Source organism: Dethiosulfovibrio russensis, from assembly GCF_021568855.1.
Classification (GTDB): Bacteria; Synergistota; Synergistia; order Synergistales; family Dethiosulfovibrionaceae; genus Dethiosulfovibrio; species Dethiosulfovibrio russensis.
The window spans coordinates 14278-31633 of record NZ_JAKGUG010000003.1; the positions used below are offsets into that span (position 1 = coordinate 14278).

Annotated in this window: 17 protein-coding genes and 1 other RNA gene; 14 read left to right on the forward strand and 4 right to left on the reverse strand. The window is 54.5% G+C overall.

The window, feature by feature from the left end:
* Nucleotides 1-51: 51 nt before the first annotated feature.
* An RNA gene (gene ffs / locus L2W48_RS03475) (signal recognition particle sRNA small type) lies at nt 52-150 on the forward strand.
* Between the two features lie 15 nt (nt 151-165).
* On the opposite strand, the gene L2W48_RS03480 is transcribed toward ffs, so the two are convergent.
* Nucleotides 166-471 (reverse strand): metal-sensitive transcriptional regulator, encoded by a 306-nt coding sequence (locus L2W48_RS03480; protein WP_329604240.1) that lies wholly within the window; start codon nt 469-471, stop codon nt 166-168.
* Between the two features lie 243 nt (nt 472-714).
* On the opposite strand from L2W48_RS03480, the gene rpsB reads away from it, so the two are divergent.
* From rpsB to frr, 4 genes are all read left to right on the forward strand, one after another.
* Nucleotides 715-1512, forward strand: coding sequence for a 30S ribosomal protein S2 (rpsB, locus tag L2W48_RS03485; RefSeq protein WP_236098647.1), 798 nt, complete (start codon nt 715-717; stop codon nt 1510-1512).
* A 60-nt stretch (nt 1513-1572) separates the two neighbouring features.
* On the forward strand, nt 1573-2166 hold the full coding sequence (tsf, locus tag L2W48_RS03490) for a translation elongation factor Ts (RefSeq protein WP_236098648.1): 594 nt from the start codon (nt 1573-1575) through the stop codon (nt 2164-2166).
* 77 nt (nt 2167-2243) lie between these two features.
* Entirely contained in the window at nt 2244-2966 is a 723-nt protein-coding gene (gene pyrH / locus L2W48_RS03495; protein ID WP_236098649.1) for a UMP kinase, read from the forward strand.
* 41 nt (nt 2967-3007) lie between these two features.
* Complete coding sequence (gene frr / locus L2W48_RS03500) at nt 3008-3568, forward strand: ribosome recycling factor (protein WP_236098650.1); 561 nt, start codon at nt 3008-3010, stop codon at nt 3566-3568.
* A gap of 56 nt (nt 3569-3624) precedes the next feature.
* Here the strand turns inward: frr and ade are convergent, their stop codons facing one another.
* Both ade and L2W48_RS03510 read right to left on the reverse strand, forming a co-directional pair.
* Nucleotides 3625-5340, reverse strand: coding sequence for an adenine deaminase (ade, locus tag L2W48_RS03505; RefSeq protein WP_236098651.1), 1716 nt, complete (start codon nt 5338-5340; stop codon nt 3625-3627).
* Between the two features lie 99 nt (nt 5341-5439).
* Nucleotides 5440-6741 (reverse strand): NCS2 family permease, encoded by a 1302-nt coding sequence (locus L2W48_RS03510; RefSeq protein ID WP_236098652.1) that lies wholly within the window; start codon nt 6739-6741, stop codon nt 5440-5442.
* A gap of 178 nt (nt 6742-6919) precedes the next feature.
* Between L2W48_RS03510 and L2W48_RS03515 the strand changes: the two genes are divergently transcribed.
* The 3 genes from L2W48_RS03515 to L2W48_RS03525 are packed head-to-tail and all read left to right on the forward strand — an operon-like array spanning nt 6920 to nt 8826.
* Complete coding sequence (locus L2W48_RS03515) at nt 6920-7876, forward strand: 2-hydroxyacid dehydrogenase (protein WP_236098653.1); 957 nt, start codon at nt 6920-6922, stop codon at nt 7874-7876.
* A gap of 22 nt (nt 7877-7898) precedes the next feature.
* Entirely contained in the window at nt 7899-8246 is a 348-nt protein-coding gene (locus tag L2W48_RS03520) for a hypothetical protein (protein ID WP_236098654.1), read from the forward strand.
* A gap of 13 nt (nt 8247-8259) precedes the next feature.
* Nucleotides 8260-8826 carry a manganese efflux pump MntP gene (locus L2W48_RS03525; protein ID WP_236098655.1) on the forward strand — a complete coding sequence of 189 codons (567 nt, stop codon included), beginning with the start codon at nt 8260-8262 and terminating at the stop codon, nt 8824-8826.
* A 54-nt stretch (nt 8827-8880) separates the two neighbouring features.
* Here the strand turns inward: L2W48_RS03525 and L2W48_RS03530 are convergent, their stop codons facing one another.
* Nucleotides 8881-10071, reverse strand: coding sequence for a pyridoxal phosphate-dependent aminotransferase (locus tag L2W48_RS03530; RefSeq protein ID WP_236098656.1), 1191 nt, complete (start codon nt 10069-10071; stop codon nt 8881-8883).
* 210 nt (nt 10072-10281) lie between these two features.
* On the opposite strand from L2W48_RS03530, the gene hpf reads away from it, so the two are divergent.
* The 6 genes from hpf (at nt 10282) to L2W48_RS03560 (ending at nt 17353) form a co-directional block, all read left to right on the forward strand.
* Nucleotides 10282-10830, forward strand: coding sequence for a ribosome hibernation-promoting factor, HPF/YfiA family (gene hpf / locus L2W48_RS03535; RefSeq protein WP_236098657.1), 549 nt, complete (start codon nt 10282-10284; stop codon nt 10828-10830).
* Nucleotides 10831-10917: 87 nt separating this feature from the next.
* Nucleotides 10918-11256, forward strand: a complete 339-nt coding sequence (locus L2W48_RS03540) for a hydrogenase maturation nickel metallochaperone HypA (RefSeq protein ID WP_236098909.1) — start codon at nt 10918-10920, stop codon at nt 11254-11256.
* A complete protein-coding gene (gene hypB / locus L2W48_RS03545; RefSeq protein WP_236098658.1) occupies nt 11253-11915 on the forward strand; it encodes a hydrogenase nickel incorporation protein HypB in 663 nt (220 codons plus the stop codon). Before L2W48_RS03540 ends, hypB begins: the two co-directional genes overlap by 4 nt.
* Nucleotides 11912-13882 (forward strand): ATP-dependent helicase, encoded by a 1971-nt coding sequence (locus tag L2W48_RS03550; RefSeq protein ID WP_236098659.1) that lies wholly within the window; start codon nt 11912-11914, stop codon nt 13880-13882. The genes hypB and L2W48_RS03550 overlap by 4 nt, the downstream gene beginning before the upstream one ends.
* Nucleotides 13842-14726, forward strand: a complete 885-nt coding sequence (gene coaE, locus L2W48_RS03555; protein WP_236098660.1) for a dephospho-CoA kinase — start codon at nt 13842-13844, stop codon at nt 14724-14726. The genes L2W48_RS03550 and coaE overlap by 41 nt, the downstream gene beginning before the upstream one ends.
* Entirely contained in the window at nt 14723-17353 is a 2631-nt protein-coding gene (locus L2W48_RS03560) for a CBS domain-containing protein (RefSeq protein WP_236098661.1), read from the forward strand. Before coaE ends, L2W48_RS03560 begins: the two co-directional genes overlap by 4 nt.
* Nucleotides 17354-17356: the final 3 nt, after the last annotated feature.

Below are 17356 nucleotides of genomic sequence, written 5' to 3' on the forward strand. Positions count from 1 at the left end.
TTACCCAGTTCTGATACAATGACCTCCGTCATCGAAAAGCTCCCTACAGGGGGCCCAGTCCCGTGCGGCGAGAGCCCGTGAACCCCGTCAGGTCCGGAAGGAAGCAGCGGTAAGCGGTGTCCCTTGGGTGCCACGGATCCCTGGGTCTCCTGTAGGGAGCTTTTTCTATTTTATCGGTGCTATGTCCACCAGTGCCTCTATAAGTTTCTGGAGCCTCTTCACGTCGACGTCGTTTTCGGATAAATCGTCGGTCATGCAGATGGAAATGTAGTTCTTGAGTATCTCCATACAGGCGTTCTGGAGCGCCTTTCTTGCGGCGGAAAGCTGTAGGAGAACGTCGCAACAATCCTTTTCCTCTATTATCATCCTCTGGATTCCCCTGAGCTGTCCCTCGACCCTTCGAAGTCGATTGAGCATGGCTTTTCTCTCCGGCGAGAGATCGTCCAGTTGTTCTATCAAAGACTGCGTCACTGTGCTACCCCTTCCCTTTTTTGAGGATACTCTATCCGAGTCTCTCACGATTCAAAAAACCTCGGTCATGGTAATATGAAGCTTCTTGATGGTCAAGTCCGACTATGCTATACTTTCCGATGGCCCATATTTGTATGGGTCGCATTCCACACATCGGGTCGGAGGTCGGGGTGGTGCCTTTTCGGTTCCCGTTCTCGTAGCCCGGTGGAGGATAAAAACCACATTCATTAAGGAGGAAACACCATGTCCGTAGTCAGCATGAAGCAGCTTCTCGAGTGCGGTGTCCATTTCGGTCACCAGACCCGCCGCTGGAACCCCAAGATGAAGCCGTTCATCTTCACCGAGAGAAACGGCGTCTACATCATCGACCTTCAGAAGACCGTCAAAGGACTTGAGAAGTCCTATTCTTTCCTGAGAGAGGTCTCCAAGGAAGGCGGCAGCGTTCTTTTCGTAGGGACCAAGCGCCAGGCTCAGGACACCATCAGAGAAGAGGCCATCCGCTGTGGTCAGCACTATATCAACCAGCGTTGGCTCGGTGGTTTGCTCACCAACTTCCAGACCATCCGTAAAAGGGTTCTCAAAATGGTCGAACTGGATCGCATGGAGTCCGACGGTTCCTGGAACGATCTTACCAAAAAAGAGGTAGTCCTGCTCAAAAAGCAGAAGGCCAAGCTCGAGAAGTACCTACTCGGCATAAAAAACATGAAGGTTCTTCCCGATGCCCTCTTCATCATCGATCCTCGTCGTGAGGATATCGCAGTCAAAGAGGCCAGGAAGATCGGCATACCGGTCATCTCCATAGTCGATACAAACTGCGATCCCGAGGTCATAGACTATCCCATCCCCGGAAACGACGACGCCATAAGGGCCATCAAGCTTATATCCGGGCTCATGGCAAGCGCCGTAATAGAGGGACGTCAGGGAGTGGACGGAGCCAACGGATCCGACGATTCCGACGATGTCAACGATAACGATATCATCGAGGTCAAGGAGAAACTCACCGAGGCATACGGAGAAGATACCGCCGAGGGTGAAGACTAATATCAGGACGGCCGTTGATAGAGCTGTCTTCTTTTTAAAGGAATAAGGGAGGATCTGACCATGGCAATCAGCGCATCTGACGTCAAGAGTCTTAGAGAACGTACCGGTTGTGGCATGATGGACTGCAAAAATGCCCTTGCCGAGTGCGATGGCAACGTAGAAAAGGCCGTCGACTACCTGAGGGAAAAAGGTTTGGCTAAGGCGGCCAAGAAGGCCAGCCGTGCGGCCAAAGAGGGAAGGGTGTTCTCCTACATCCACACCACCGGCAAGATCGGTGTCCTCCTAGAGCTCGACTGCGAGACCGATTTCGTGGCCAAAACCGATGAGTTCCAGGAGCTGGGACACGAGATAGCCATGCACGTGGCCGCTGCCGCTCCGATCTACGTATCTCCCGAGGAAGTTCCCTCGGAGGAGCTCGATCGCGAGATAGAGGTTTACCGTCAGCAGGCCCTTCAGGAGGGCAAGCCGGAAAATATCCTGGACAAGATCGCCGAGGGCAGGGTCCGCAAATACTACGAGACCGTGTGTCTTATGGAGCAGCCTTGGATCAGGGACGGCGACAAAAAGATCAAGGATCTCGTGATAGAGGCGGTCGCCAAGCTTGGCGAGAATATGGTGGTCCGTCGTTTCGCCAGATTCTCGATCGGAGAGTAGTTAGATCAACGATAGAGGGGCTCAGGGATTTCTTATCCTGGCCCCTTTTTTTTGGAAAAACACGGGGGGATTCGTCAGTGGCAGAGTTTAAATACAAGAGGATATTGTTGAAGCTTTCCGGAGAGGTGCTAGCCGGCAAGCTCGGTTTCGGATTGGACTTCGGCGCCATCAGGAGCATATCCCATCAGATCGTGGAGATCTCGAGAGCCGGAGTCGAGGTCGGACTGGTCGTAGGGGGAGGCAATTTCTTCAGAGGTAAACAGGCCGTCGACGAGGGCATAGAGAGATCCCAGGCCGATTACATGGGGATGTTGGGCACCGTTATAAACTCCCTGGCTCTTCAGGACGTATTGGAAAAACAGGGCATCCCCACCCGGGTCCAGACGGCCATCCAGATGCAGGAGATAGCCGAGCCCTATATCCGAAGAAGGGCTCTCAGACATATGGACAAGGGACGGGTTCTCATCTTCTCCGCCGGAACCGGCTCTCCCTATTTTTCCACCGATACGGCAGCGGCTCTCCGGGCCGCCGAGATAGGAGCCCAATGTCTCGTGAAGGCCACCAAGGTCGACGGAATATACGATAAAGATCCAATGAAGAACTCCGATGCCGTCCTCTACTCCTCCTTGACCTATATGGACGCCCTGAGGCAGAGGATAGAGGTCATGGATGCCGCCGCCTTCTCCCTGTGTATGGAAAACAAGATTCCCATAGTGGTCATGAACGTCCTGGAGGACGGTAGATTAGCCGACTTCTTGATCCAAGGGAAGAAGATTGGTACGATAGTTTCGGGGGAATAGCCGGATCACAGATCAGCGCCACCGAAAAGGAGAGTGTTTCCATGAGCGAGGTAACGAAATTCGATCTTGAAGAGAAAATGGAAAAAGCAGTGGACTTCCTGAAAGGGGAGTTCGTAGGAATCAGGACAGGAAGGGCTCATCCTGGTTTGGTAAGCGACATCAAGGTGGACTACTACGGGTCGTCCACGCCGCTGAAACAGCTTGCCACCATAAGCGTCCCGGAGGGGAGATCTCTTCTGATAACTCCCTTCGACAAGACCGTACTCAAGGATTTGGAGAAGGCCATTTTGGGCTCCGATCTCGGCGTAACCCCTCAGAACGACGGACAGGTCATAAGGCTGAATCTGCCGGAGCTCACGGGAGACAGGCGCAAAGAGCTTACCAAGATGGTCCATAAGCTTTCCGAGGAGGCCAGGATCGCGGTAAGAAACCTGCGCCGGGACTGTAACGATTTCTACAAGAAAAAGCTGAACGAATCGGAGATAGGCGAGGACCAGTACCACGACTTTTTGGATCAGATCCAGAAGATAACCGATGGGCACATACAGGAGATCGACAAGGTCATGAAGGACAAGGAAGAGGAGATCCTCACCAAGTTCTAGTCTTTTTTAAAAGCGTAGGAGAAGGGGATCCCTTTCTCCTACGCTTTTTTTCGTTTTCATACGAAGAGATCCAGCAGCCCTCCAGCATCCAGATCGACGTATCCCTGATCGGTCAACTTGAGCGTCGGTATCACCGATAGAGACAGAAAGGCCATAACCATAAAAGGATGCTCCAGAGAACAGCCCAGTTTTTCGATCGATACCTCCATCTTCTCGTATTTCTCCATGATCTCTTCGGGGTTTTCCTGGCTCATGAGCCCTCCGACCGGCAGGGGGAGGGAGGACAGGACTTTTCCGTCCAACACGGATACGAATCCACCGCCTAAGCGTCTCAGCTCCCGGAGAGCCGACACCATGTCGTCGTCGTTCGTCCCTATGACGCCGAAATTATGGGCGTCGTGGGCCACCGAGGATGCCATTGCACCTCCTGTTAAGCCTATTCCGTGAACGAAGCCTATGCCGACTCTGCCGCTGTCGGTGTTTCTGTCGACCACCGCCATTTTTATGACGTCCTTCTCGACGTCGGATATAACCAGGTTGTCCCTTACCTTCGGTGGCATTACTAGGTGTTCCGTCACCACCTGTCCCGGTTTTATGCCTATTACCCTTATATTGCCGCCTTGGAATTTTACCTTCAGGCCTTCCGAGTCGGGGATCTCGGTCGTCTTGGACGGAGATGGATAACGTCCCTCTCTGACAAGAGGGTAGCTGGACAGGGATCCGTTTTCCGCCACCAACGTACCGTCCTTCCAGACCATCTCGGCTCTGCAGTTTTCCATGGAGTCTAGGAGGACCATGTCGGCCCTGTATCCCGGTGCAATGGCTCCTCTGTCCTTCAGTCCGAAATAATCCGCGGCGGACAGAGTCACCATTCTAAGCGCGGTCAGGAAGGATATTCCTAGTCTCTGAGCCATACGGAGCTTCTCATCCATGTGTCCTCTGCTTAAGAGATAGGAGACGTTGAGATCGTCGCTCACCATCATGGATCGGCATCCCCGTCTCTCGTCCCGGACTATCATCGGGGCCAGATCCTCCAGGTTATGCTCGCTTGCTCCCTCTCTTATCATCACCCACATGCCTCTGCGAAGCTTTTCTATCGCCTCGCCCAGCTCGTAGGATTCATGGTCCGAATCACATTGGCTGAGAAGATAGGCGCACAGGTCTTTTCCTGTGAGCCCCGGAGCGTGTCCGGTCTTAACTTGATCTCCCGATACGAGTATCTTTCCCCATAGATCGGGATCGCCCTCCAGAACGCCCGGATAGTTCATCACCTCGCCTAAGGCGGTGCACCAACCTTTTCGGAACATTTGGTCCAAAGCCATAGAGTCCAGCCTGTCGAAGGGGGTCTCGAAGGGAGAGGCCGGAACGCAGGACGGAGCGTTCAGGAATACGTCCATAGGAAGGGACCTGGACGCCCTGTGCATATACTCCAGTCCGGCCATTCCGGACGTATTGGCTATCTCGTGGGGATCGGCGAATACCGCAGTCGTCCCTCTAGGAAGAACCAACTCTGCGAATCCCTCCGGGGTCAACATGGTGCTCTCTATGTGGCAGTGTCCGTCTATGAACCCTGGGACCAGATACTTCCCAGTCCCGTCCACGGTTCTCGCTCCACTGTATCCCTCTCCTACACCTACTATGAGGTCGCCCGAAACGGCTACGTCGGTTACCTCCAGCTCGAAACTGAACAGATTGGGAACCGTGACGTTGGATATAACCAGGTCCGCCTCCCTTTCGCCTCTGGCCTGAGCCAGCATGGATTTTACGTTCATATAGGATATCGCTCCTTTCTGTTTCATTTCCCTCGCTAGAGAGAGGGGCAGGGCTCTCTGAAGCGAAAGCCCTGCCCCCTCTTTGTCGTGCGGTGATTTTTACACGAATATCTCCTTGAGAATGAATATGACGAAAAGTCCCCACATGACGGGGCTTATCTCGTTTTTCTTGCAGGCCACGAACTTGAGGATCACGAAAGTGAGGATGCCGAACTCTATTCCGTTGGCTATGCTGTAGCTGAAAGGCATGATGAATATCGCTATAGCCGCCGGAATTACGTCGGTATAGCTGCCGAAGTCCAGGTCTTTGAGGCTCATCATCATATAGACCCCGACCATTATCAGAGCAGGTGCGGTCGCACAGGCCGGAACGATGGACACAATGGGGCTGAAGAAAATGGCCAAAAGGAAGAGTATCGACGTCACGAGAGCTGTGAGCCCGGTCCTGCCGCCCTGTTCGACTCCACTGGCGCTTTCAACGAAGGAGGTGATAGTCGATGTGCCGAGAACCGCTCCGCAGGTTGTCCCAATGGCGTCCGCCATGAGGGCGCTTCTGGCCCTGGGCAGGTTGCCCTTGTCGTCAAGAAGTCCGGCCCTGTTGGTGACACCGACCAGAGTGCCGACAGTGTCGAAAAAGTCAACGAAAAAGAACGTAAAGACTATGATCCAGAAAGTTCCGTTCGCCAGCTGAGAGAAATCCATCTTCATGAAAATCGGAGAGATGGAGGGAGGCATGGAGACTACCCCTTCCGGCATGGAAGCCACTCCCATAGGCACAGCTATGGCAGTTACGGCCAGGATTCCCCATAGGATGGCACCCTTGACTCTGTGGGCTTCCAGGGCCATCATTATGACGAAGCCGATGATCGTAAGTATGACCGGCTTGGAGGCCAGATCGCCCAGACCTACCAGGGTGGCGGGATTGTCTACGATGATTCCAGCTCCCTCCAGTCCGATGAGGGCTATGAAAAAGCCTATCCCGGTAGAGATGCCGATCTTGAGGGATTTCGGTATACTGTTGACTATAGCCTCTCGTATCTTGGTCAGTGTAAGGACTATGAATAGAAGTCCTTCCACGAAGATCGCCGCCAAGGCCACTTCCCAGGGTATGTTCATCCCCAGAACCACGGAAAAGGCGAAGAAGGCGTTGAGTCCCATGCCGGACGAGAGAGCTATGGGGTAGTTGGCCATTAACGCCATGAGTAAAGTCGCCAGAGCGCTGGCGAGACAGGTCGCTACCATGAGAGGACCGAAAGGCATCCCCGTCTTGGACAATATGTCCGGGTTGACGAAAATTATGTACCCCATGGTCATGAAGGTGGTGATACCGGCCATTACCTCCGTCTTTACGTCGCTCCCGACTTCTTTCAGTTTAAACTGCCTTTCTAGCCAACTTGCCACGATGATCCCTCCTGAAATAATGAAGATGTCTTTACTTAAAGAATATAATATAAGTATAGACCTGGTTGAAAAGCATTTCAACGAGACACCCTGTCGCAGGGGATCAGGATTTTAAATGCTTTCTCTCCGAATCGTCTTATGATACCTTTGAGAGGCTCTGTTGAAAAGGAGGAATACCATGAATAAAGTCTATGTGTGCCATAAAATTCCGGAGGCCGGTTTAAATTTATTGAACGGAAAAGTGGAATATCGGTGTTGGGACGGAGACGGACCGGTTCCGAGGGACCTGCTCTTGGAGGAGATATCCGACGTGGACGGAGTTATAACCATGTTGACCGAAAAGGTGGACTCGGAGTTCTTCGATAACGCCCCGAGGGTTAAGGTGGTCAGCAACTACGCGGTAGGCTACAACAACGTCGACGTGGAGGAGGCCACTTCTAGAGGGGTAAAGATAACGAACACCCCTGGAGTTCTGACGGAGGCCACCGCCGACATCGCCTTTGGATTGCTAGTGGCGGCTTCCCGCAGGTTCACCGAGGCGGAGAGGTATCTTCGTTCCGGAAAATGGACCTGTTGGCATCCCACCATGCTGCTCGGACGGGAGATATTCGGCAAGACTCTGGGCTTGATAGGCTTCGGAAGAATAGGGAAGGCCGTGGCTCGAAGGGCAGCCGGATTCGGCATGAAGGTAATCTATCACACCCCTTCGGGAGGTCCTGCGACGGATCAGGGCGACGGCCCCCGATGGGTCTCATTTGAAGAGATCCTGGAGAAAAGCGACTACCTGAGCCTCCATTGCCCTCTGAACGATCGTACGAGAGGGCTTATCGGGAAGAAAGAGCTGGAGAGGATGAAGCAGGACGCGGTTTTGGTAAACACATCCAGAGGCCCTGTGGTAGACCAGACGTCACTCTACGAGTCCCTCAGGGACGGGGTCATCGGCGCCGCCGGTCTCGACGTCTACGACGAGGAGCCGATATCGCCGGAGGATCCCCTTCTGTCACTTGAAAACGTGGTCATGTTGCCCCACATAGGCAGCGCCACCAGGGAGGCAAGGGATGCCATGGCTACAATGGCCGTGTCCAACATGCTGGACGTGCTGGAAGGAAAGGAACCGAGAAATCCGGTGAATTGACATCGTGTATAGGGGGAGTTCGATGAAAAAGTATCTTGCCATCTTTTCGGCTGTTTTGCTGGCCTTAGCTTCGATAGGAACGGCCTGGGCGGCCTTGCCAGGCTCGGGGAAGGTGGACGGTTATTTTAACCTGTCCTGGAGCAAGCCTCATATAAAGTGGAATCGTCTCTACCTGACGGTGAAGAACGACGGCGAGCTCTTTCAGCCCCTGAAGGCGAAGGTAGTCTTCCAGGGGGCGGGGGGAGAAGACCTCGGAGTAGCCGTGTTCGACGTCGGTATTCCTCCAAAAAAATCCCTCAGGGTCTACGGGCCCATAGAGCGGGGTGAAAATCTCGGCGAGGCGGTGAAGCTCGTCTGGTCCGTCAATTGAACGGTAACGGTGGATGGCCGAGATGGATGTGGTCGTAGCTACGGCGTCCGCTCTGGCGATGGACGCTTTTTCGGTCTCTCTAGGCGCCGGGGCCTGTCGGTGCGGTATGCCGGTAAGGCAGATCCTCCGGATGGCCTTTATGTTCGGTTTTTTCCAGTTTGCCATGCCCCTGTTAGGCGGGTTCTTGGGAGCTACCGCTGTGTCTTTCGTGTCGGCCTGGGATCATTGGATAGCCGCCGGTCTCCTCTGGTTCGTCGGGGGGAACATGATATTCGAGTCTCTCAAGCCCAACAAAGACTGCTCCGGTCTGGACACCGCCAAGACCAGAGTTCTGCTGGGACTGGCCGTGGCTACCTCCATCGACGCCATGGCGGTCGGTTTTTCCACCGCCACTTTAGGGGAGTCCGTCATGCCTCTGGCCCTAGCTGCCGGGGTTATAACCTACCTTCTTTCCGTATTCGGAGCGATGGCCGGGTGTCGTCTGGGAAGTGTCACTGGACACAGAGCTGAGATGTTGGGAGGCCTTTGTCTCTGCCTCATAGGTCTGGAGATATTGGCAAGCCATATGAATTGGATATAGGTAAAGCGAACGGGGTCCTTCGAGAAGGACCCCGTTCGTAGTATGTCATGTCGTTTAACTCAGCTTCTCTATGAACTCCTTGAGTCGTTTAATTCCCTCTACGATCTCCTCCGTCGAGTTGGAGTAGGACACCCTTATGTGGCCCGGCGCGAAGAAGGCGCTGCCCGGAACCATCGCCACATATGACTTGTCCAGCAGTTTCTGGCAGAAATGGACGTCGTCGGTCAGTTTCTCTCCGTCGCAGCTCTTGCCCAGGGCTTTTTTAACGTTGACCAGAACGTAAAAAGCTCCCTGAGGCTCTACGAACTCGATCAGAGGTACATCTCCGAGGAGCTTGAGGATGAGGTCTCTTCTATCGGAAAAGTGACCGTGCATCTTTACTATGTCGCCGTCGGCTTCCTTCAGGGCTCCTAGGGCAGCGTACTGAGCTATGGAGCAGGGGTTGGACGTGAGGTGTCCCTGCACCGCTCCTACCTTGGCCATCAGTTCGGACGGTCCCAGGGCGTAGCCTATCCTCCACCCCGTCATGGCGTAGGCCTTGCTGACCCCGTTTATGATTATCGTATGGTCCCGGACCTCCGGAGCCAGTGCGACTATCTGATGGTGGGCGGCATCGCCGTAGACCAGCTGTTCGTATATCTCGTCGTATATTATGACTATGTCGTTCTCCACCGCTATAGAGGCCAAGCCCTTAAGGGTTTCCTCGTCGTAGACGGCACCGGTGGGATTGTTGGGCGAATTTATCATCATACATTTCGTCTTGTCCGATATCACCCGTCTTACCTCGTTCAGGTCCGGAATGGAGTCGGTTTCTGATGTGTCCACTATGACCTCTTTACCCCCGCATAAGCGGATCTGTTCCACATAGCTGACCCAGGCGGGAGCGAACACTATAACCTCGTCTCCTGGGTCGACCAGACAGCTGAGGGCTTCGTAGAGAAGTATCTTGGCTCCCGCTCCTACGACGACGTCTCCCGGGGCGTATTCCAGGCCGAACCTCTTGGAGTAGTAGGAACACACGGCCTCCTTGAGCTCCGGTATTCCGGTTCCGGGAGTATAGTGGGTGTAACCTTTTTCCATCGCCTCTACTGCGTACTTGAGGGCGGACTCGGGCGAGTTGAAGTCCGGCTCTCCGGCACCGAAGGAAATTACGGGCTTACCCTCCCTCTTCATAGCCTTGGCCTTGGCCACCACGGCCAGCGTGGCCGAAGGTTCAAGCGTTCGTGCCCTTTCAGAAAGAACCATTCCGCTCATCTCCTTAGATTATTTGTCGTTCCGTAATCGCGTACAGCCATTTAAACAAAAAAAACGAGGAAAAGCTACAGCGGTCTCGTCCTTTTGACGAAAGTCGTTTATACTTTATGTAAGCCTCCATCGGTTGCAGAGATGTGAGGACAGGTGTTAAAATACGATTGCGTAGATAGGCGCACCTGTTGGAGGAAGGGAGGAAATAGAATGGACATTCGTTTTGTTACTCGCAACGTGGAACTGGCGGACGAACTGAAGGAATACATGGAGAGGAAGCTCTCCAAACTGGAGAAATTCTTCCCCAAGATCCTTGATAACCAGATCGTCCTCAATCTCAGTCGGGGTATTCACACCGTCGAGGTGACCTCCAACGTCAACGGCGTCATCATGAGGGGAGAGGAGAGGGATTCGGATCTGAGAAAGGCCTTCGATATAGCCCTCAAGAATCTTGAGAGGCGCATACGCAGGCACAAGAAGTATCTTGTCGATAGAGTTCAGCTTAAGACCCACGACGTATCGTTCAACATAGACGAGATTCTGGCGGATATGTCGAAGCCGGCGGTGGAGGAGAAGGACGAGAAGATCGTTAAGGTCAAGAAGTTCCCTCTCAGGCCCATGAGTGCAGAGGAAGCCTGTATGCAGATGGATCTTTTAGGACATTCGTTCTTCATCTTTTCCAATGCCGAGAACGGTTCCATGAACGTCGTCTACAAGAGAAAGTCCGGCGGATACGGCCTATTGGAACCTACGGACTAGATTTGAACCTTACCGGAGGGGCCCTAGGGGCCCCTTTTTAAATTGTTGTGACTTGTCTGCTTCAGCGGAGGTGATCGCTTGCACGAGATGTCCCTGGTCAGCGCTATTTTGGAAAGCCTAGAAAAGATGGTGGACGAAAACGGATGGTCCTCGGTCAAATCGGTGACCCTCAGGGTGGGAGCCATGCGTCAGGTAATACCGGACGTCATGAAGTTCGCCTTCGAAGTATCGGTGAAGGGAACTCCCATGGAAGGGGCGGAACTTGCTATAATCTCGGTGCCCATAAAGTTTTCCTGCCGGGGCTGTGGAGCCCATTGGGGCGAGGAGGAACTTGGGTATCTCTGTCCTTCCTGTGGAGGGATGGAAGTGGATATGGAACAAGGAATGGAACTAGAACTGGAATCCCTGGAGGTGCAGGAACGATGACTACGAAAAAAGTAGAAGTTCAACAGGCGGTTATGGCGGCGGACCTCAGCTACGCTCAGAAGATCAAGGATCGCCTGAAGGAGAAGGGAATCCTCATGGTCAATCTCATAGGCTCTCCCGGTTCCGGCAAGACCACCCTTCTGGAGAAAACCCTGGGCAAGGACGGCCTCAGAGCGGCAGTGATAGAGGGCGACGTCGCCACCGACAGGGATGCCAAGAGAATCGAGGCCACAGGTGTGCCCTCGATCCAGATAAACACCGACGGAGGTTGTCATCTCGAGGCGAACTGGGTGGACTCCACCATAGACAAGCTGCCTTTGGACGAACTGGATATAATCTTCGTCGAGAACGTGGGTAACCTGGTGTGCCCCGCCGAGTTCGACATAGGAGAGGATCACAAGGTCGCCATCTCCTCCGTGCCGGAGGGACCGGACAAACCCCTCAAGTATCCTCTGCTTTTCACCGAGGCTTCCGCCGTGGTCCTCACCAAGACGGACCTGCTGCCCTACGTGCCTTTCGACCTGGATCTCTACTGGGGCGATGTCGGTAAGATGAACCCGAAGGCGAAGCGTCTGGATATGTCCTGCGCCAAGGGAGAGGGACTGGAGGAATGGTCTCGGATCCTCCGTAGCTGGCTAGAGGAGAAAAGGAACGGATGACGAAGGACTCTCCTGTCTTAGAGAGTCTTAATCCTCGACAGAGGGAGGCGGTCTCCTACGAGGGGACCCCTCTTCTCGTCTTGGCCGGAGCCGGAAGTGGCAAGACCAGGGTCTTGACGAGCAAGCTGGCCTGGCTGGTGGCGGAGCGGTCGGTTCCTCCCTGGCGGATCCTGGCAGTCACTTTCACCAACAAGGCTGCCCGTGAGATGAAGGATAGAGTAGACTCCATGCTGGACGGCGGATACCCCTACGGTCAGATCTCCACCTTCCATTCCTTCGGGCTTCAGATGCTCTTCAGAAACAGAGACGCCCTGGAGGCCCGGGGATACAGGAGAAACTTCGTTGTCTTCGACAGAGGAGACTCGCTTTCCCTGGTGAAAAAATCCATGAAGGCCATGAAGTTGGACACCTCTCAGATGGAGCCTTCCTGGGTCCTGGAATGTATATCCAAGGCCAAGACTGCCTCGGATCCGGTTACCATGGACGGAACTATTCTGGAAGGAGATATGGCGGAGCTCTACAGTCGCTATACCAAATCCCTGAAGGAGCAGGGTGCCTTCGATTTCGACGACCTCATCGTCATGCCGCTTCATCTCATGTCCACCGATCGGGATATACTGAAAAAAGAGAGGGATAGACTGGACTGGATATTGGTGGACGAATACCAGGACGTGAACCGTCCCCAGTTCGCCCTCCTTCGCCTTCTGGCCGGAGACTCTCCTAACGTAATGGCTGTAGGGGATCCGGATCAGTCGATCTACGGATGGAGAGGGGCGGACATGTCGGTTATCCTTGGATTCGAACGGCACTTTCCCGGATCGAAGGTGATCCTCCTGGAGCAGAACTACAGATCGACCGAGACCATACTGGACGCAGCCAACTCCGTGATAGGCAACAACGTAAACCGTCCGGAAAAGAGGCTCTGGACAGCCCGTTCCGGAGGAGAGCCTATAAACGTCGTGACCTTGGGGGACGAGCGTTCCGAGGCACGTTACGTTTCCGACGTGGTCGAGGAGCTGTTGTCCCTCGGATACCGCTACACCGACATGGCGGTGCTTTACAGAATGAACGCTCTTAGCAGAAACTTCGAACAGGAGTTCGTAAAAAGGGGGATCCCTTACAGAGTCGTCAAGGGCACCGCTTTCTACGACAGAAAAGAGATAAAAGACGCCATCTCCTACCTTCGTCTAGCAGTAAACCCCAGAGACGCCAGCGCTTTGGCAAGGGTGGCCAACGTGCCCCCGAGAGGACTGGGCGCAAAGGGATTGGAGTCGGTGGAAAACTACCTCTCGACCCACGCCGCCGAGGCCAGGACGACCTGGTGTCGCATAGCGGACGGAGGTTGCGGTCTCAGGGGAAAGGGCGATAAGGGCATAAGGGATTTGGCCCGGCATATGATATCGCTGATAGACATAGGCTCCGACTTGAACCGTGCCGTTGAGTATATAATGGACGTTATAGGCTACGGATCCTACCTGGAGAAGGGGTACCCCGATCAATTCGAGGAGCGCAGGGAGAACGTTATGGAGCTTACCTCCATATCTCCCGGATCCGAGAGCCTGGAGGACGTCCTGGCCGAGATAGCCCTTTATACCGACCAAGAGGTAGACGACATACCGGATGGTATCAGCCTGTCCTCTCTCCACGCCGCCAAGGGGCTGGAATTCCCGGTAGTTTTCGTGGTTGGAATGGAGGATGGAATCTTTCCTCACGGAAGATCCCTGGATGGAGGAAGAGACGAACTGGAGGAGGAACGAAGGCTTTGTTACGTCGGAATGACCAGAGCCGAAGAGAGGCTATATCTGACCTCGTCTCGGTTTCGGCGTCTTTTCGGTTCCGTGATGAATAACGACGTTTCCAGATTCATATGGGAGATACCCGAGAACTACCGGGTCGTAGAGAGCAGAGCAGGGGAGGGACCTAATCATGTTCGTTTTGGGAATTACCGGGGATATCGGCGCCGGTAAGTCCACAGTGGCCTCCATCTTGGGCAACATGGGTGCCAGGGTCATAGACGCGGATCAAATAGTCCGTAGACTTTGGAACCACAGGGAGCTGGTGGACGCGGCCCGAGACAGATGGGGCGACTCCGTCTTGAACGAAGACGGAAAAATCTCCCCCTCCGCAGTCGCGGAGCGTTTTTTCGGAGAAGAGAAGGAATATCGTTGGCTTTGCCGACTAATCCATCCCATGGTCCGAAGCGAGATGGCCTCCGGGCTTTCGGCGGAACGGGGCTGGGTGGTGGTGGAGATCCCCTTGCTTTTCGAGTCCGACGTTCCCTATTGGTGCGATATGACCCTTTACGTGACGGCGTCTCCGGAAAACAGGGTAGCGAGAAACTCTTCAAGAGGCCTGAACGGAGACGAGCTGGACAGGAGAGAGAAGTTCCTCATATCCTCTGAGGAGAAGAAATCAATGGCGGATCTGGTGGTCACTAACGACGGATCCCTGGATGAACTGAAGGATATCCTGAGGTCCCACGGCGAGAAGATGCTTCGGATGTCGTCCATATGTACGGTCAAGATCCAATGCGCCTTCAAAAAACAGGCCAGACAGCTTATATCGGGCATCCTCGGCAAAAAACTGGCCTACCAGGCCAACCTTGCCTCTCTGGAGACGGCCTATTCCAGATACGACCAGTTCCTCACGGACAACTGGGAGGTCCAATTCTACACCCTGGCACCTCTGGTGCCGGAGATATCTCGAGTGGCTTCGGAGATCATAAAGAAGGAACCGACACCTCTCGCCGTAGCCGATGTCCTGAGGGCCAGCTTGTCTTTCAGAGAGGCCCTCTGTGAGGCCTGTCTTTGAAGGTTATCACCAGTCACGTCGGCAGCGACTTCGACTCACTCGCCAGCATGATCGCCGCCGGGAAACTATATCCCGACGGCGTTCCGTGTTTTTCCGGATCGGCTGAACGAAACGTCAGGGATTTTCTGAAAAGACATCGCGACCGGTGGACCGTCCTGACCCCAAGAAAAATCAGAATGGACGAGGTAACCCAGCTGATAGTCGTCGACACCAGGTCCGTTCGGAGACTGGGCGTCCTCGCCCCTCTGGCGGGACGTCCGGAAGTGGACGTCCACGTATACGATCATCATCCGCCCTGTTCCGACGAGATAGACGCATCCAAAAAGGTAATAGAGCCTGTGGGGGCGGCGGTCACCCTCATACTCGAGGAGGTGCTCCGCAGGGGGATAGCTCCGACTCCCCACGAGGCCACCCTTTTCGCCCTTGGCATATACGAGGACACCGGGGGCCTCATATTCGGCGGAACCACCAAACGGGACTACGAGATGATGTGTCGCATGAGGGAATACGGCGCGGATTTCACCCTCATCCCCTCCGCTATAGAGATGGGGCTTTCCGCCTCGGAGCGCAGCATGATGGATAAGTTGGTGGAGAACGCCTGGGAGAGGTATATCGCCGGTGCTAGAGTTGTCTTCACCATGGCGGCGGTCGACACCTACATCGAGGGACTGTCCCTGTTCGTCCATCGTCTTCGCGATTTTTTCAGCGCCGACGTAGTCCTGTCCGCCGTGAGGATGGAGGGGCGCACCTACGTTGTCGGCAGAAGCAAACAGAACGTTCTCGACGTGTCATCTCTGCTTAAACCTCTGGGCGGAGGAGGCCATCCCCAGGCTGCGTCCGCTACGGTAAGCGACAGGAGCCCTCAGAGGATTCTCCTGTCTCTCGAAAACAAGGTCGAGGAGCTTATAACCCCGGTTATGACCGTGTCGGGGATAATGACCAGCCCCGTCATGGCGGTGGACGAGGACAGCTCTGTAAACGACGCCTACAGGATAATGCTTCGCTACGGTCACTCCGCTCTTCCCGTTACCAGGCGTGGAGATCTGATAGGTCTTATAACCAGAAAGGACCTGGACAAGGCTCAGCTACACGGATACGGAGAGGCCATGGTGGGGGAGTTCATGACGGAAGGGGTCATAACCGTCTCCTCTCAGGCCTCCATAGAGGAAGCCCATCGATCCATGGTAACCCACAACATCGGCAGACTGCCGGTGGTGCGTAACGGAGATCTGATAGGAATAGTCACCAGAACCGACCTTTTGAGGGCTCTCTACCCCGCATCTATGCCCATGGAGGAAAGGCAGATAGCCCCGGATTACCCTTGGACCGAGCCTATGGAACGTCTGTTGGACAAGGGGCTTTCCTGCTCCGACAGAGAACTGCTTAAAACGATGGGGCGCAGGGCCCACGATATGGGAATGGCCGCCTATGTCGTAGGAGGTGTCGTGAGAGATCTACTGCTCGATCGACCCGTCACGGATCTTGACGTTGTGGTGGAGGGCGACGCCACCGGCTTCATAAAATCCTGGGAGAGAGACGGTGCCGACGTATCGCTTCACGGTCGCTTCAAAACCGGCACGATCGCCTTTCCGGACGGAAGAAAGGTGGACGTCGCCACTGCCAGGAGGGAGTTTTACGAATTCCCCACGGCTCAGCCGACCGTCTCCAGCGACTCACTGAAACACGATCTCTACAGGAGGGATTTTACAGTCAACGCCATGGCTCTCTCCATCGGAGGGGAGACTTGGGGAACCCTGATAGACTACTTTGGCGGAAGGCGAGATATCCTGTCTCGTAAGCTGAGAACCCTGCACAACCTCAGCTTTGTTGAGGACCCGACCAGAATCTTTAGAGGAGTCAGGCTCGAGCAGAGGCTCGGTTTCGACCTGGACGATAACGCTCTCAGAACGATGAAAAACTGCGTGAGAGGCGGCTTGTTTGGCGGGCTCTCCGGGTTTCGTTTGAGATCGGAGCTGGAGATATCATTGAAGGAGCCCAGACCCTGGCCCATAGTCAAGAGAATGGCCGAACTGGGACTCTGGGAGCCCCTCTTTCCAGGAATACACCTGGGCAACAGGGTAGCCAGAACTCTGCGTCGTCTCTCCGTAGCGAGAGGTAGAATGGCCAAGGAGTTGATCCCCCTGGGAGACGACCTATGGATAGCCCCTCTGGCCGCCTTGCTCCAAGAGGGGCCGGACGACCTGTGGCCCAGGGTTGCCGATAGATTGAACCTGGGTGCCAGGGAGAGATCTCTTCTTCGGATGAGCGTTGACGGATTGGGAGGGGCGGAGGAAGCCATAGGAGGCCGGTCTTCCAGAAGAAACTCGGAGATAGTGACCTTTCTGAGGGACGTCTCTCCGGTGGTAGCCCTCTATTGGGCTCTTTCCACCGCTCGTTGGCGTTTCAGGAGAAGGATACTGCTGTATCTGACCAGGTTAATCAAGGTGAAGCCCATGTTGTCCGGAAGCGATATATTGGCCATGGGATATTCGGAAGGGCCTCACGTCGGAAAAATCCTGGACTCGCTGCTTCTGGCCAGGCTGGACGGAACTGTCGATACCAGGGACGATGAAATCGCCTGGGTAACTCGAAATTTTAAAAGAGAAGTAGAGATGGAAGGGAGATAACCA

Excerpts from the sequence above, each read along its gene's own strand:
- rpsB (WP_236098647.1), top strand. The coding sequence starts at position 715 with ATGTCCGTAGTCAGCATGAAGCAGCTTCTCGAGTGCGGTGTCCATTTC.
- tsf (WP_236098648.1), top strand. The coding sequence starts at position 1,573 with ATGGCAATCAGCGCATCTGACGTCAAGAGTCTTAGAGAACGTACCGGT.
- frr (WP_236098650.1), top strand. The coding sequence starts at position 3,008 with ATGAGCGAGGTAACGAAATTCGATCTTGAAGAGAAAATGGAAAAAGCA.
- ade (WP_236098651.1), bottom strand. The coding sequence starts at position 5,340 with ATGAACGTAAAATCCATGCTGGCTCAGGCCAGAGGCGAAAGGGAGGCG.
- L2W48_RS03515 (WP_236098653.1), top strand. The coding sequence starts at position 6,920 with ATGAATAAAGTCTATGTGTGCCATAAAATTCCGGAGGCCGGTTTAAAT.
- L2W48_RS03520 (WP_236098654.1), top strand. The coding sequence starts at position 7,899 with ATGAAAAAGTATCTTGCCATCTTTTCGGCTGTTTTGCTGGCCTTAGCT.
- L2W48_RS03525 (WP_236098655.1), top strand. The coding sequence starts at position 8,260 with ATGGCCGAGATGGATGTGGTCGTAGCTACGGCGTCCGCTCTGGCGATG.
- L2W48_RS03530 (WP_236098656.1), bottom strand. The coding sequence starts at position 10,071 with ATGGTTCTTTCTGAAAGGGCACGAACGCTTGAACCTTCGGCCACGCTG.
- hpf (WP_236098657.1), top strand. The coding sequence starts at position 10,282 with ATGGACATTCGTTTTGTTACTCGCAACGTGGAACTGGCGGACGAACTG.
- L2W48_RS03540 (WP_236098909.1), top strand. The coding sequence starts at position 10,918 with ATGTCCCTGGTCAGCGCTATTTTGGAAAGCCTAGAAAAGATGGTGGAC.
- hypB (WP_236098658.1), top strand. The coding sequence starts at position 11,253 with ATGACTACGAAAAAAGTAGAAGTTCAACAGGCGGTTATGGCGGCGGAC.
- L2W48_RS03550 (WP_236098659.1), top strand. The coding sequence starts at position 11,912 with ATGACGAAGGACTCTCCTGTCTTAGAGAGTCTTAATCCTCGACAGAGG.
- coaE (WP_236098660.1), top strand. The coding sequence starts at position 13,842 with ATGTTCGTTTTGGGAATTACCGGGGATATCGGCGCCGGTAAGTCCACA.